We start from the raw sequence: 13,743 nt of genomic DNA on the forward strand, positions 1-13,743 counted from the left end.
ACATTGGCCCTATTTCTCGCGCTGCTGCTTCTTGCTGTCGTGCTGGGGTTCGCGGTCGCCCGGCCGCGGGGCTGGCCGGAGGCGTTTGCCGCGGTCCCCGCCGTCGTCGTCCTGCTCGGCGTCGGTGCGATCTCGGTGCATCAGGCCGTGGCCGAAGTGGCGAGCCTGGCGCGGGTGGTCGCGTTCCTGGGCGCGGTGCTGGTGCTGGCCAAGCTGTGCGACGACGAGGGACTGTTCGAAGCGGCAGGCGCGGCGATCGCGCACTCCCGGTTCGGGCCGCAACGGCTGCTGCGGCAGGTTTTCGTGATCGCCGCCGTGATCACCGCCGCGCTGAGCCTGGACGCCACCGTCGTCCTGTTGACACCGGTGGTCCTCGCCACGGTCCGGTGGCTACGGGCGCCGGTGCGCCCACATGCTTATGCCAGTGCGCATTTGGCCAATGCCGCCTCGCTGCTGCTTCCGGTGTCGAATTTGACCAACCTGCTCGCCTTCCACGTCGCCGACCTGTCGTTCACCAAGTTCACTGTGCTGATGGCGCTGCCCTGGCTGGCCGCGGTGACCACCGTGTACGTCGTCTTCCGGTGGTTTTTCAGGCGTGATCTCAGCGTGGTTCCGGAGCGGCAGGAAGTCGGGCCGCCGGCCCGGCCACCGGTGTTCGTGCTGGTGGTGGTCGCGCTGACGCTGGCCGGGTTTGCGATCGCCGAGGCTGCCGGCGTGGCACCGGCCTGGGCGGCGCTGGCTGGCGCGCTGGCACTGGCCGTGCGCAGCCTCGCTCGCCGACACACCTCGGTGGTGGAGATCGTGCGCGCGGTCAACATGCCGTTCCTGTTGTTCGTTCTGGCGCTCGGCGTCGTGGTGCAGGCCGTCATGCTCAACGGGTTCGCCGACGGAATGCGGGCCGTGCTGCCGACGGGTTCGAGTCTGCCCGCGCTGCTGGGCATAGCAGCCGTTGCCGCGGTGCTGGCAAACATTGTCAACAATCTGCCCGCGACGCTGGTGCTGGTGCCGCTCGCCGCGAGCAGTGGACCGGCGGCCATTCTGGCGGTACTGATCGGAGTGAACATCGGACCCAACCTGACTTACGTCGGCTCACTGTCGAACCTGCTGTGGCGCAGGGTATTACGCCGCCATGATGTTCCGGCCAGTGTCGGCGAATACACCCGGCTCGGGCTGTGCACGGTGCCCACCGCGCTGGTCGCCGCGGTGCTGGCGCTGTGGGCCAGCGTGCGGCTGCTCGGTGGTCAGTAGCTGGGCGGCAGCGGCATACCGAGGTCGGCCATCACCGCACGCAGGGCCGCGGGATCGTCGGTGATGATGCCGTCGACGCCGTCGTCGATCTGCTGGCGCATGGTCGCGGTGTCGTTGATGGTCCACGGAAGCACCTTGAGCCCCAACGCATGTGCCCGGTCGACAAACGGCTTGTCGACCAGCGAGTAGGCGGGCGAGACGATGCTTGCGCCGATCATCCTGGCGGCGATCACCGGATCACCGACGACGGCGGGGTTGATCCCGGCCAGCCACGGCGAATCCGGTTGCCACGTCGCCTGATTCCACAGCGCTACCACCGGAATCGACGGTTCCGCCTGCCGCACCATCGGCAGCGTTCGCCAGTCGAAGCTTTGTATCTCGACACGGTCGGTCTTGCCGGCCGCCCGGACCGCGGCAACGATCACGTCGACGAACTCCTGCGGGCTGGCCGTTGCGGTCGGCTGCTCGGGATCCACCTTGGTTTCGATGTCGTAGCGGACGTCGGCGCGATAGGAGTCGCTCAGCGCGAAGATCTCCGGCAACGTCGCGATCCGGTCGCCGCAGTCAAGTGTGCGGATCTGCGCCAGCGTGAGCTCGTGCACCAGCTTTCCGACGTACGGGTACTGCGGGTCGGCGGCCGACGCGGGCCCGGTGTCGGTGCACTTCTGCAGCTGCAGGTCTTGGTCGTGCCATACCACGGGTTGGTGGTCTTTGGTAATACCGATGTCGAATTCCAAAGTGCTGACCCCGATTTCGAGCGCAGCGGCGCCACCGCGGTGCGCCACCACGTCGAAGTCCGGTTGTTGTGCGGCCGCCGTCGGCGCCGGACCGAGAAGACCGACGGCCAGCACCAGTCTTGCCGAGCAGACACAAAAGGCCCGAAATCCTCGGCGTGTCGGGGAACTTTGCGTCTGCTCGCTCAGAGGAAGCTACCCCCTGCGCTGGCGCGCGATTTCGGCGAGCACCACCCCGGCCGCCACCGAGGCATTCAGCGACTCGGCGGGTCCGGCCATCGGGATCGACACCACCGCGTCGCAGTTCTCCCGTACCAGCCGGGAGAGCCCCTTGCCTTCCGATCCGACCACCACGGCCACCGGGCCAGTGCCGTCGAGGTCGTCGAGTGTGGTGTCGCCGTCGGCGTCCAACCCGACCAGCTGCACACCGCGATCGGCCCAATCCTTGAGCGTGCGAGTCAGATTGGTTGCCCGCGCAATGGGGACCCGGGCAGCCGCGCCCGCGCTGGTCCGCCACGCCACCGCCGTCACCGAGGCCGAGCGCCGCTGCGGGATCAGCACGCCATGACCGGCGAACGCGGCCACCGACCGCACGATCGCACCCAGGTTGCGCGGGTCGGAGATGTTGTCCAGCGCAACCAGCAGTGCGGGCTGGGATTCCATCGCCGCCGCAAGCAGGTCGTCGGGATGGGCATAGTCGTACGGCGGAACCTGCAGCGCGATGCCCTGGTGCAGGCCGTTGGTGGTCATCCGGTCCAGGTCTGCGCGCGGCACCTCGAGGATCGCAATACCGGAATCGGCTGCGCGGGTGACGGATTCGGTGAGCCGCTCGTCTGCCTGAGCACCGAGCGCAACGTAGAGCGCGGTGGCCGGCACACCGGCCCGCAGGCATTCCAGGACGGGGTTGCGGCCGAGCACCGTCTCGACCTCGTCCCGGGTGTGTTTGGCCGGCCGATGCGGACGTTGCTTGGCGGCGCGCTTGGCGGCCGGATGGTTGGGCCGCATGTGTGCCGGCGGCGTCGCGCCCCGGCCCTCCAGCCCCCGCCGGCGCACGCCCCCCGAGCCGACGGTCGGACCCTTCTTGGTGCCGGGTTTGCGGACCGCGCCGCGGCGCCGCGAATTACCGGGCATCAGTTTCGGCCCCCAGTGACCACTGCGGTCCGTCGGCGGTGTCGGTGACCTCGATGCCGGCGTCCTTGAGCCGGTTGCGGATCTCGTCGGCCAGTGCCCAGTCGCGCTGCTCGCGGGCCTTCTCGCGGCGTTCCAGCTCGGAGCGCACCAGCACGTCGAGGGCGGCCAGCGCGGCCGAGGCCTCGTCGTGGGATTCCCACCGCTCGTCGAGCGGGTCGCAGCCCAGGACGCCCATCATCGCCCGGATCGCGGCGGCATGGGCCAGCGCGCCTTCGTGGTCACCGGCGTCGAGCGCCCGGTTGCCCTCCGCGCGCGCATGGTGCACTTCGGCCAGCGCGATCGGCACCGCAAGATCGTCGTCGAGTGCTTCGGCGAACCGCGGGGTCCACTGCCCGGGCACGACGGCACCAACCCGGTTGCGCACCCGGTGCAGGAAGTCCTCTATGCCGAGGTAGGCCTTGACCGCGTCCTGCAGGGCGGTCTCGGAGAATTCCAGCATCGAGCGGTAGTGGGCGCTGCCGAGGTAGTAACGCAGCTCGGCGGCCCGCACCCGCTCCAGCATCGCCGGGATGGCCAGCACGTTGCCCAGCGACTTGCTCATCTTCTCGCCGCCCATCGTGACCCAGCCGTTGTGCAACCAGTAGCGGGCAAACCGGTCGCCGGCCGCGCAGCTCTGCGCGATCTCGTTCTCATGATGCGGGAATACCAAATCCATTCCGCCGCAATGGATGTCGAACTCCGGGCCGAGGTAGGTGCGGGCCATTGCCGAGCATTCCAAATGCCAGCCGGGCCGCCCCCGCCCCCACGGGGTGGGCCAGGACGGCTCGCCGGGCTTGGCGCCCTTCCACAGTGTGAAGTCGCGTTGGTCGCGCTTGCCGCTGGCCACGCCCTCGCCCTGGTGGACGTCGTCGATCCGGTGCCCGGAGAGCTGCCCGTACTCGGGGTAGCTCAGCACGTCGAAGTACACGTCGCCGTTGCCGGGGTAGGCGTGGCCGGTGCAGATCAGCCGCTCGATCAGCTCGATCATCTGGGTGATGTGCCCGGTGGCGCGCGGCTCGGCCGACGGCGGCAAGACGCCCAGCGCGTCGTAGGCGGAGGTGAACGCCCGTTCGTAGGTGGCCGCCCATTCCCACCACGGCCGGCCGGCGGCGGCGGCCTTGTTGAGGATCTTGTCGTCGATGTCGGTGACGTTGCGGATGAACGCGACGTCGTAGCCGCGGGCCATCAGCCAGCGACGCAAGATGTCGAAGGCCACCCCGCTGCGGACATGGCCGATGTGCGGCAGGCCCTGCACGGTGGCGCCGCACAGATAGATGGAGACGTGGCCCGGCCGCACCGGGACGAAATCACGCACGGCGCCGGTAGCCGTGTCGTGTAGCCGCAGCTGGGCGCGATCGGTCACGACGTGCCAGCTTACCGGCCGCAAGGTTGCTGGCGGCGACCCGCTGCGCCCGGCTTCGCCGCGCTTGCGGTCACCGCCGGACCAGGAGCGCCGTTGCTATGGCCGCCAGTCCCTCGCCGCGGCCGGTGAGGCCCAGGCCGTCGGTCGTGGTGGCCGACACCGACACGGGCGCGCCCAGCAACCCGGACAGCAGCTCCTGCGCCTCGGCGCGGCGCGGGCCGACTTTCGGACGGTTTCCGATGACCTGGACGGCGGCGTTGCCCAGGCGCCACCCGCCGGACCCGATGAGATCGGCGACGTGGCGCAGCATGTCGGCCCCGCTGACGCCGGCCCACCGGGGCTCGTCGACACCGAACACGCTGCCGATATCGCCGAGCCCGGCTGCGGACAACAGCGCGTCGCACAGCGCGTGCGCGGCGACGTCGCCGTCGGAGTGTCCGGCGCAGCCGTCAGCGTCGGGGAAAAACAGGCCGAGCAGCCAACATGGCCGCCCCCGCTCGATCGGGTGCACGTCGGTGCCCAGACCGATCCGGACGTTCATTGGTTGACGATCGCTTGCGCCAACAGGAGGTCCAGCCGGGTGGTGATCTTGAAAGCCAGCGGGTCGCCGTCGACCACGTAGACCTGCCCACCGATGTGCTCGACCATCGACGCGTCGTCGGTGAAATCAGCCGTTGCAGCCCGCTCGTAAGCACGCTGCAGCAGTTCGGTGGCAAACCCCTGCGGGGTCTGCACCGCCCGCAGACCGGCCCGCTCCGGCGTACCCAGAACCACCCCGTTGGCGTCGACGGCCTTGATGGTGTCGGGCACCGGCAGGGCGGGCACGACGGCCGAGTGACCGGACCGCAGCGCCTCGACCACGCGGACAACCAGCTGCGGGGGCGTCAAGGCCCGCGCAGCGTCATGGACCAGCACAAACTCCGGTTCGCCGGCGGCCGCCAATGCTCGCGCGACCGACTCGCTGCGGTTGGCCCCGCCGGCCACGATCGTCGCGACGTGACCCAGGATCAGCTTGCCCTGGTCGGTGCGATCCGCAGGCACCGCCACCACCACGCGATCGACCACTCCGGATTCCAGCAGGCCGGTGACGGCCCGTTCGACGAGGGTTCGCCCGTCGAGGTGAAAGAACGCTTTGGGAACACCCGCGGCCAGCCGCTCACCCGATCCAGCGGCCGGGACTACCGCGACCGTGCCCGTCACAGTCAGGAGGCTGCGGCCAAAACCTCGTCGAGGATGGTCTCCGCCTTGGCGTCATCGGTGCTTTCAGCCAGGGCCAGCTCTCCGACCAGGATCTGCCGCGCCTTGGCCAGCATGCGCTTCTCGCCGGCGGACAGGCCGCGCTCCTGGTCGCGGCGCCACAGGTCACGCACGACCTCGGCGACCTTGTTGACGTCGCCGGAGGCAAGTTTCTCCAGGTTGGCCTTGTAGCGGCGGGACCAGTTGGTGGGCTCCTCGGTGTGCGGTGCGCGCAGCACCTGGAACACCTTGTCGAGGCCTTCCTGTCCAACCACATCGCGGACGCCGACGTACTCGGCGTTCTCGGCAGGGACTCGAACTGTGAGGTCGCCCTGCGCCACTTTCAAGACGAGATATTCCTTTTGTTCGCCTTTGATGGTCCGGGTTTCGATCGCCTCGATTAGCGCAGCACCGTGGTGTGGATAGACAACGGTGTCACCGACCTTGAAAATCATCTGGTTCGAGCCCCTTTCGTTGGTTCAATCCTAACACGCCGCCTCGACACGCGCGGAACAACGGTGCAGGTCAGGGGCACCGCACGCGAAGAGTGGGGGTTGACAGAAGGCTGAATTCGTGCATGGCACCGATCTTTTGGGAACCCGGCAGAGCGCACCGAAAGATCGTACTGCGCTGCCCCGAGCGACCTCCAGCGCCCTGCGCTTCCGCCCACCCAACCGACCTACTACTCTGCATAGTCGAACTGCGACGAGGCCGAGCAGGAGGCTTTGAGTGAACCGCTTAGACAACCGCCGCTCGACGACCGTCGCTGCCCTGGCCGCCGGCGCCCTGGCGGCCAGCCTCGTGTTCACCGGCTGCGGCAGCGGCCAGCTCTCCCAGACCGCCGCCCAGGTCCCCGCCGTCGACGGCGCTTCGGCGGCGGTCCACGACGTCGCGCTGCGCAATGTCCACATCCAGGCGGTGCAGACGGGCGACTTCCTGCGGCCGGGCCAGTCGGTGGACCTGGTAGCGGTGGTCAGCAACCAATCGCCGGATACCGCCGACAAACTGGTCGCCATCACCACCGACATCGGCACCGTGACGCTGTCCGGCGACACCCGGCTGCCGTCGGCCGGGATGCTGTTCGTCGGTACCGCCGACGGTCAGAACATCAAGGCCGTCAACGCCGTCGAGCCCGCTCACACCGCGAAGGCGACCGTGGCGTTGACCAAGCCGATCACCAACGGCCTCACCTACAACTTCACCTTCATTTTCGAGAAGGCGGGCAGCACCAGCGTGCCGGTGCCGATTTCGGCCGGACTGGCCCCGCGCAAGAGCGAAACACCGGTGCCGGCCCAGCATCCTTAGGCCCCGATGTCGTACCCGGCGGATACCGTCGGTCCGTGGCCAAGGCGCGTTCGCAATACCGCTGTTCGGAATGCCACCACGTCACCGCCAAGTGGGTGGGCCGCTGCGCGGAATGCGGTACCTGGGGCACCGTCGACGAGGTGGCGATGCTGTCTGCCGTCAGCGGCAATGCCCGTCGCTCGGTAGCGCCGGCCTCGGCGGCCGTGCCGATCAGCTCGATCGAGCCGCGTAGCGCCCGGCACTGCCCCACCGGAGTTGACGAGCTCGACCGGGTGCTCGGCGGCGGTGTGGTGCCCGGCTCGGTGACGTTGCTGGCGGGCGACCCGGGGGTAGGCAAGTCGACGTTGCTGCTGCAGGTCGCCCACCAATGGGCGCAATCAGGTCGCCGGGCGTTGTACGTGTCCGGCGAGGAGTCCCTCGGGCAGATCCGGATGCGCGCCGACCGCACCGCCTGCAGCCACGACGAGGTTTTCCTGGCAGCCGAGTCCGACCTGCACGCGGTGCTCGGCCACATCGACGTCGTGCAGCCCACGCTGGTCGTGGTGGACTCCGTGCAGACCATGTCGAGCACCGAGGCCGACGGTGTCACCGGCGGGGTCAACCAGGTGCGCGCGGTGACCACCGCGCTGACGTCCGCGGCCAAGACCACCGGGGTGGCGACGATCCTGGTCGGCCACGTCACCAAGGACGGCGCCATCGCCGGGCCGCGCTCGCTGGAGCACCTGGTCGACGTGGTGCTGCACTTCGAGGGCGACCGCAACTCCGCGCTGCGCATGGTTCGCGGGATCAAGAACCGGTTCGGCGCCGCCGACGAAGTCGGCTGCTTCCTCCTGCACGACGGCGGCATCGACGGCGTCACCGACCCTTCGGGCCTGTTCCTGGATCAGCGGCCGCACCCGGTTCCGGGAACCGCTATCACGGTGACGCTCGACGGCAAGCGTCCGCTAGTCGGCGAGGTCCAGGCGCTGCTGGCCACGCCGGCCGATGGCCGTCCCCGGCGCGCCGTCAGCGGCATCGACCATGCCCGGGCCGCGATGATCATCGCAGTGCTGGAAAAGCATGCACGACTGAGGATTTCGGTCAACGACACCTTCCTTTCCACTGTCGGCGGAATGCGGTTGACCGACCCGTCGACCGACCTGGCGGTGGCCACCGCATTGGCTTCGGCCTACGCGAGCCTGCCGCTGCCCACCACGGCGGTGATGATCGGCGAGGTCGGGTTGGCGGGCGACCTGCGCCGGGTCGCCGGGATGGACCGCCGGCTGGCCGAAGCGGTCCGGCAGGGCTTCACCACCGCCTTGATTCCGCCCGGATGCGGCGCGGCGCCGACTGGTTTGCGGGTCCTGGAGGCGCCCACCATCGTGGCGGCGCTGCACCACATGCTCGACATCGTCGACCACGCCGGCAACACACCACCGTCACTGCGCCTGCTTGATCCGCCGCCCGCATAGCACAATGGCTGGTGATGACTGCGAGCAAGGCGACCAGAATCGGCGTGGTGCCGGCGGCGCGCCCCACCCTGCGTGAGGCCGTCGGCTGGCTGGCGCCGGGCACCGCCCTGCGCGACGGCCTGGAGCGCATCCTGCGCGGCCGCACTGGTGCCCTGATCGTGCTCGGCTACGACGACAGCGTGGAAGCCATCTGCGACGGCGGCTTCTCCCTCGACGTCCGCTACGCGCCGACCCGGCTGCGCGAGCTGTGCAAAATGGACGGGGCCGTCGTGCTGTCCACCGACGGCAGCCGCATCCTGCGCGCCAACGTGCAGCTGGTGCCCGACCCGTCGATACCCACCGACGAGTCCGGCACCCGGCATCGCTCCGCCGAGCGGGCCGCCATCCAGACCGGCTACCCGGTGATCTCGGTCAGCCACTCGATGAACATCGTGACCGTCTACGTCGCCGGCGAGCGCCACGTGCTGGCCGACTCGGCGACCATCCTGTCGCGGGCAAACCAGGCCATCGCCACCCTGGAGCGCTACAAAATCCGGCTCGACGAGGTCAGCCGCCAACTCTGCAGGGCGGAGATCGAAGACTTCGTCACGCTGCGCGAGGTGATGACCGTGGTGCAGCGGCTGGAGTTGGTCCGGCGGATCGGCCTGGTGATCGACTACGACGTCGTCGAACTGGGCACCGACGGTCGTCAGCTGCGGCTGCAGCTCGAGGAGCTGCTCGGCGGTAACGACACCGCGCGCGAGCTGATCGTGCGCGACTACCACGCCAACCCCGAGCCGCTGTCGGTGGCCGAGGTCACCGCCACACTCGACGAGCTGGACGCCCTCTCGGACACCGAGCTTCTCGACTTCACCGTGCTGGCAAAGGTTTTCGGATACCCGTCCACGGCCGAAGCCCAGGACTCGTCGATGAGCCCCCGCGGCTACCGCGCGATGGCCGGTATCCCGCGGTTGCAGTTCGCCCACGTCGACCGGCTGGTCCGCGAGTTCGGCTCGCTGCAGGGGCTCCTGGCGGCCAGCGCCCGCGACCTGCAGTCGGTGGAGGGCATCGGCGAGATGTGGGCCCGGCACGTGCGCGAGGGGCTCTCGCACCTGGCCGAGACCATCGCCGACCCGATCAGGTAGCTACTCAGTTGCCGCCGGGAGCGGCCGGGCCGGGCGGTGGGCCCAGCTCACCGGGCGCGGGCAAGCCCGGCGGCGGCGGGGTCCCGGGCGGCGGCGCACCCGGTGCGCCCGGCGGTCCTGGCTCGGCCAGGATGAACGGCACCGGCGCCGAGCGCAGGTTGCCCAGCTGCACCACGAGGTTGTAGGTGCCCGGTCCGATCGGCTGGCGCGGTAGCGGGCAGTGCGGCGCGGACCCCATGCCGGTCCAGGTCACCGCCGTGGTCACCTGTTCTCCCGGCGCAAAGGTCTTCACCAGCGTCTCGTTGGACGGCGCGCAATCCAGGTTGGACCACAGCCGCTTGTTGTCCAGCGAATACACGTAGGCGGCCAGCACCGCGGCACCCACGTCGCGTTTGCAGGCCACCAGCCCGATGTTCGTGACGACCATGGTGAACTTCGGCTGGTCGCCGATCACGTATTGGGGCGCGTTGGTCAGACCCTTGACGGCCAGCGTCGAGTCGGGGCAGTCGTCGCCCTCCTTGAGCACCGGCGGCGGCTGAACGGCCGCGGTCGGCGTCTCGGAGGGGGCTTGGTTCTGCGCTGCCGGCGGCGTCACCGGCGTCTCGACCTGGGGCTGCTGAATCGGCGACTTCGCCGGCGGCGCGGCACTGGGCTTGTCGGTGGTCTTGGCGCCCGCGTTGCTGCTCATGATCGCGACGATGGTCGCGACCACTATTCCGATCACGACGACCGCGATGCCCAGCGCAAGCCCCCTGCGCCGCCAGTAGATCTCCGGCGGCAACGGGCCTTGCGGTTCCAGATCCAGCACATTCACACCGTAAGCCCAGGTCACACTGACACGAGCGACCGTTCTCGGCGTGTCGCGAGGCTGGTCCGGTGGACGGTGACCCGGCGGGGCCACCAAAACCACCGATTCAGCAGCGCCACCAGAGCGGGAAGCAGGAACGTCCGGACGATCAAAGTGTCCAGCAGCAGTCCGACACCGACGGTCAGCCCGGTCTGCGCGACGGGCTGCACGGTGCTGGCCATCAGGGCGAACATCGTGATCCCGAAGACGACGCCGGCTGTCGTCACCACCCCGCCGGTGCCGGCGAAGGCACGCACGATGCCGGTCCCGATACCGGCGCGGACCTCCTCGCGGATCCGCATCGCCAACAACAGGTTGTAATCGGCGCCGACGGCCACCAACGCGATGAACGCGATCGGCGCGACCGCCCAATGCATTTCCTGACCAAGCAGGTACCGGCACACCAGGCCGCTGACCGCCACCGCCGAGGTATACGAGACGATGACCGTTCCCATCACCGCCGCTGCCGCCACCGGGCTGCGCAGCATCATCGCGACGATCAAGAAGATCAGCGCCAGCGTCGCCACCACCAGCAGCCGGAAGTCGTGGGCGACGAAGACCTGCAGATCGCTGGTCACCGGGCCGACCCCGGCCAGGTCCACCTCCGTAGGCGTCAGCGTGCCCTCCTTGGTGGCTTCGGCGACCGCGGTGCGGACCTGCTCGGCGCGCCGCGCGCCGTCGGCCCCCCACTCGTTGTGGTCGCCGTAGACCAGCAGATAGGTTGCGCGTCCGTCGGCAGACATCAAGTATTTCAACACTTCTCGGTATCTCGGGTCCGAGAGGGCGCGCGACGGCAGGTAGAAGCCGCCCGCGGCGCTGCTGCGGAAACCGGCGTCCAGCTCGCGCAGGTAATCGGTGAGCTCACGCACCTGCGGGCCGAGCGACCCCATGGTTTCCCGCAGCTCGCCGGTGGCGGCCCGGGCCTGGCCGAGCACGTCGCGCATCGACTGCAAGGTCCGTGGCAGCCCGGCCAAACCCGCCGTCGCCGTGCCCGATCCTGACGTCAATTTGACTGCCCCGCTTGATAATTCGGCCGAGCTATGGACCACGGCGTCGACGGGCTCGACGACGCGCGCCACCACCGAGCAAATCGGGTTCGCCGGGCAGTCGGCGGTGTTGCTGACGAATCCGCGCAACGGGTCCAGGTACTCCGACACGGTACTGATGCTGGTCTGCAAACCGTCCAAACCGGCCCGCATATCGTCGGCGCCCGAGTTGATTTCGCCCAGACCCGCGGCGCTGCCGGCCATGCCCCGGCCCAGCTGGTCCACCGTCGCGGCCATCCGCGACAACATGGCGTCCAGATCACCCACCCGCTGGAGCCGTTGCACCAGCGAATCGATGCCCGCGCCGAATCGCTCGCCGAGCAGGCCAGCCTGATGACTCAGGGTCGCCTCGTCGGGCACCGTGCCGACCGGTCGGCTCGCCGATTGCACCATCCGCACACCCGGTATCGCCATGACCTGGCGGCTGATCCGCTCGATGGCGATCAGGCCCGCGGGATTGCGCAGGTCGTGGTCGGCCCCGACGGTCACCACATCGGGAAACAACTGGTTCGCCGGGAAATGCCGGTTGGTCGCCTGATACCCGCGGCTGGAATCGGCGCCAGCCGGGGTGGCCGCGGGTTCGTTCCAGCAGGGCCGCAGCCCGACCACCGGCAACGCCAAGACGAGGACAACCAGGCCACTGGCAACCAAGACCGGTCCGGGCCAGCGCGCGACGATCACCCCGATCCGCCGCCAGCGGCGGGCGATCGTCGACGGTCGGGGTTCCAGCAGGCCACGACGCCCGGCCAGGCTGATCAACGCCGGGGTCAGCGTAAGAGCTGCCACCATCCCCGCTAAAATCCCTATCGCGCAAGGCATTCCGACGCTGCGGAACATTCCGACTTTGGCCAGGTTCAGGCACGCCAACGCGACGGCCATCGTCAGCGCGGAACCCACGACGACAGGCGCCACGCCGCGGTACGCCTGCTCCAGCGCGGCCGCCCAGCCTATTCCGCGTCTGCGGCCCTCGTGGTAGCGACCGATCATGAAGATCGCGTAGTCGGTTCCCGCACCGAGCAGCATCGCCGCGATCAGCGCCACCGAGAACAGAGACACCTCGACCGCGCCGTGCTGCCCCAACACCGCCACCAGTGGGCGCGCCACGGCCAGGGCCAGACCCACCGTAATCAGCGGGATGGCAGCGGCGATCGGTGAGCGGTAGACGATCAGCAGCAAGGCCAGGATCACCGCGATTGTGGCCGCAGTGATCAGCAGCATCTGACGGTCGATGGCGGCGAACTCGTCGGAGATGGTGGCGCCCGGCCCGGTGACGTAGACATGCAGACCTTCGGGCGGCGCCAGCCGGGCTACCGTGTGGCGGACCGCGGTGACCGCGTCGGCGGCCGTCGAGGTGCCCAGCATCCCCGACAGGCGCAGCATCACGTTCGCAGCATGCCGGTCATGGCTCAACGCGGCCGATTCGGTGAGCGGTACCGCCCACAGGTCGGTGACGGCGTTGACGTGGGCGGTGTCGGATCGCAACGCCGACACCAGGGCGTCGTAGTAGTGACGATCTGTCGGTTGCAATGGCTGATCGCGTTCCAGCACAACGTAATTGATGTTGTTGCTGGGGACGATGCCGAACTGTTCGGCCGCCCGCGTGGCCGCGGTCTGGCTCGCCGCTGACGCCGGCATGAACGACCGGGAGTGCGACGCGACCACCCGCTCCAATTGCGGCACCAATACGTTGGCCAGTCCGGCCACGACAACCCAGCAGACCACGACCAGAACCGCGTGACGGCTGGTGAAACGCGCGGCGCGGCCGAGCAGTTCACGCAACGGTTTGCTCCTCGCGCTGTAGGGACCGCAGCCGTCGCGACCGCTGCGCGGCCACGTCCAGCAGTGCCCGCAGCCCCGGCTCGGCGGCGGCGATCTCGGCGCGGGCCTGTTCGACCGAGATGTCGCTGTCCAGCCGTGCGGTCACCGCCGTCATCCAGCGCTGCTGCAGCGCCAGCAGCAGACCCTCCTCGCCGCCGAAAAGCCGCTCGACGTCGGGCAGATTACCGTTGAAATACATTGCCGCCTCGGCGTTTTCGGCGGCTCGGTCGATCAGATCGGCCATGAAGGCCATTCGCTCGTGCAGTTGTGTCCACGTCATGTCAGTGACGCTAGGGAAATGCCGCGCGCCCGTCGTCGTGCCTGGGTTCGGTTTTCCGACTCCTACTGCAGTCGGAGTCAGGGTCCGTCCGTAGCATGATGTGCGCGGCCACAAACCCTTC

At 69.1% G+C, this 13,743-nt stretch carries 13 protein-coding genes; 4 read left to right on the forward strand and 9 right to left on the reverse strand.

All coding sequences use genetic code 11. The features are described from left to right. The first annotated feature begins 3 nt into the window (after positions 1-3). Positions 4-1,248, forward strand: a complete 1,245-nt coding sequence (locus AWB95_RS01170; RefSeq protein ID WP_062541674.1) for an SLC13 family permease — start codon at positions 4-6, stop codon at positions 1,246-1,248. Here the strand turns inward: AWB95_RS01170 and AWB95_RS01175 are convergent. The 6 genes from AWB95_RS01175 to carD form a co-directional block, all read right to left on the reverse strand. After that, the gene (locus tag AWB95_RS01175) at positions 1,242-2,102 is read right to left on the reverse strand and encodes a glycerophosphodiester phosphodiesterase family protein (protein ID WP_062541675.1); all 861 of its coding nucleotides are present in this window, start codon (positions 2,100-2,102) and stop codon (positions 1,242-1,244) included. The genes AWB95_RS01170 and AWB95_RS01175 overlap by 7 nt on opposite strands. A 75-nt stretch (positions 2,103-2,177) precedes the next feature. Further along, entirely contained in the window at positions 2,178-3,113 is a 936-nt protein-coding gene (gene rlmB, locus AWB95_RS01180; protein WP_085167471.1) for a 23S rRNA (guanosine(2251)-2'-O)-methyltransferase RlmB, read from the reverse strand. Next, entirely contained in the window at positions 3,103-4,515 is a 1,413-nt protein-coding gene (cysS, locus tag AWB95_RS01185) for a cysteine--tRNA ligase (protein ID WP_062541876.1), read from the reverse strand. The genes rlmB and cysS overlap by 11 nt, the downstream gene beginning before the upstream one ends. A 70-nt stretch (positions 4,516-4,585) precedes the next feature. Further along, positions 4,586-5,056, reverse strand: a complete 471-nt coding sequence (gene ispF, locus AWB95_RS01190; protein WP_085167473.1) for a 2-C-methyl-D-erythritol 2,4-cyclodiphosphate synthase — start codon at positions 5,054-5,056, stop codon at positions 4,586-4,588. Next, complete coding sequence (gene ispD, locus AWB95_RS01195; RefSeq protein WP_062541701.1) at positions 5,053-5,721, reverse strand: 2-C-methyl-D-erythritol 4-phosphate cytidylyltransferase; 669 nt, start codon at positions 5,719-5,721, stop codon at positions 5,053-5,055. The genes ispF and ispD overlap by 4 nt, the downstream gene beginning before the upstream one ends. Continuing rightward, positions 5,718-6,206, reverse strand: a complete 489-nt coding sequence (carD, locus tag AWB95_RS01200) for an RNA polymerase-binding transcription factor CarD (RefSeq protein WP_045382876.1) — start codon at positions 6,204-6,206, stop codon at positions 5,718-5,720. Before carD ends, ispD begins: the two co-directional genes overlap by 4 nt. Before the next feature lie 274 nt (positions 6,207-6,480). Between carD and AWB95_RS01205 the strand changes: the two genes are divergently transcribed. Genes AWB95_RS01205 through disA form a run of 3 tightly spaced genes read left to right on the forward strand, consistent with a single transcriptional unit; the run spans position 6,481 to position 9,631 of the window. After that, positions 6,481-7,056, forward strand: coding sequence for a copper chaperone PCu(A)C domain-containing protein (locus tag AWB95_RS01205; protein ID WP_062541702.1), 576 nt, complete (start codon positions 6,481-6,483; stop codon positions 7,054-7,056). 35 nt (positions 7,057-7,091) lie between these two features. Further along, positions 7,092-8,507 (forward strand): DNA repair protein RadA, encoded by a 1,416-nt coding sequence (radA, locus tag AWB95_RS01210; RefSeq protein ID WP_062541703.1) that lies wholly within the window; start codon positions 7,092-7,094, stop codon positions 8,505-8,507. A 14-nt stretch (positions 8,508-8,521) separates the two neighbouring features. After that, complete coding sequence (disA, locus tag AWB95_RS01215; RefSeq protein ID WP_085167475.1) at positions 8,522-9,631, forward strand: DNA integrity scanning diadenylate cyclase DisA; 1,110 nt, start codon at positions 8,522-8,524, stop codon at positions 9,629-9,631. A gap of 4 nt (positions 9,632-9,635) precedes the next feature. Here disA and AWB95_RS01220 read toward each other — a convergent pair whose 3' ends face one another. Genes AWB95_RS01220 through AWB95_RS01230 form a run of 3 tightly spaced genes read right to left on the reverse strand, consistent with a single transcriptional unit; the run spans position 9,636 to position 13,622 of the window. Then, complete coding sequence (locus tag AWB95_RS01220) at positions 9,636-10,439, reverse strand: hypothetical protein (RefSeq protein WP_238600937.1); 804 nt, start codon at positions 10,437-10,439, stop codon at positions 9,636-9,638. Positions 10,440-10,459: 20 nt separating this feature from the next. Continuing rightward, complete coding sequence (locus tag AWB95_RS01225) at positions 10,460-13,303, reverse strand: MMPL/RND family transporter (RefSeq protein WP_085167479.1); 2,844 nt, start codon at positions 13,301-13,303, stop codon at positions 10,460-10,462. Then, positions 13,296-13,622, reverse strand: coding sequence for a hypothetical protein (locus AWB95_RS01230; RefSeq protein ID WP_062541591.1), 327 nt, complete (start codon positions 13,620-13,622; stop codon positions 13,296-13,298). The genes AWB95_RS01225 and AWB95_RS01230 overlap by 8 nt, the downstream gene beginning before the upstream one ends. Positions 13,623-13,743 lie beyond the last annotated feature (121 nt).

The organism is Mycobacterium celatum (genome assembly GCF_002101595.1).
GTDB lineage: Bacteria > Actinomycetota > Actinomycetes > Mycobacteriales > Mycobacteriaceae > Mycobacterium > Mycobacterium celatum.

Excerpts from the sequence above, each read along its gene's own strand:
- rlmB (WP_085167471.1), bottom strand. The coding sequence starts at position 3,113 with ATGCCCGGTAATTCGCGGCGCCGCGGCGCGGTCCGCAAACCCGGCACC.
- ispF (WP_085167473.1), bottom strand. The coding sequence starts at position 5,056 with ATGAACGTCCGGATCGGTCTGGGCACCGACGTGCACCCGATCGAGCGG.
- carD (WP_045382876.1), bottom strand. The coding sequence starts at position 6,206 with ATGATTTTCAAGGTCGGTGACACCGTTGTCTATCCACACCACGGTGCT.
- AWB95_RS01230 (WP_062541591.1), bottom strand. The coding sequence starts at position 13,622 with ATGACGTGGACACAACTGCACGAGCGAATGGCCTTCATGGCCGATCTG.
- disA (WP_085167475.1), top strand. The coding sequence starts at position 8,522 with ATGACTGCGAGCAAGGCGACCAGAATCGGCGTGGTGCCGGCGGCGCGC.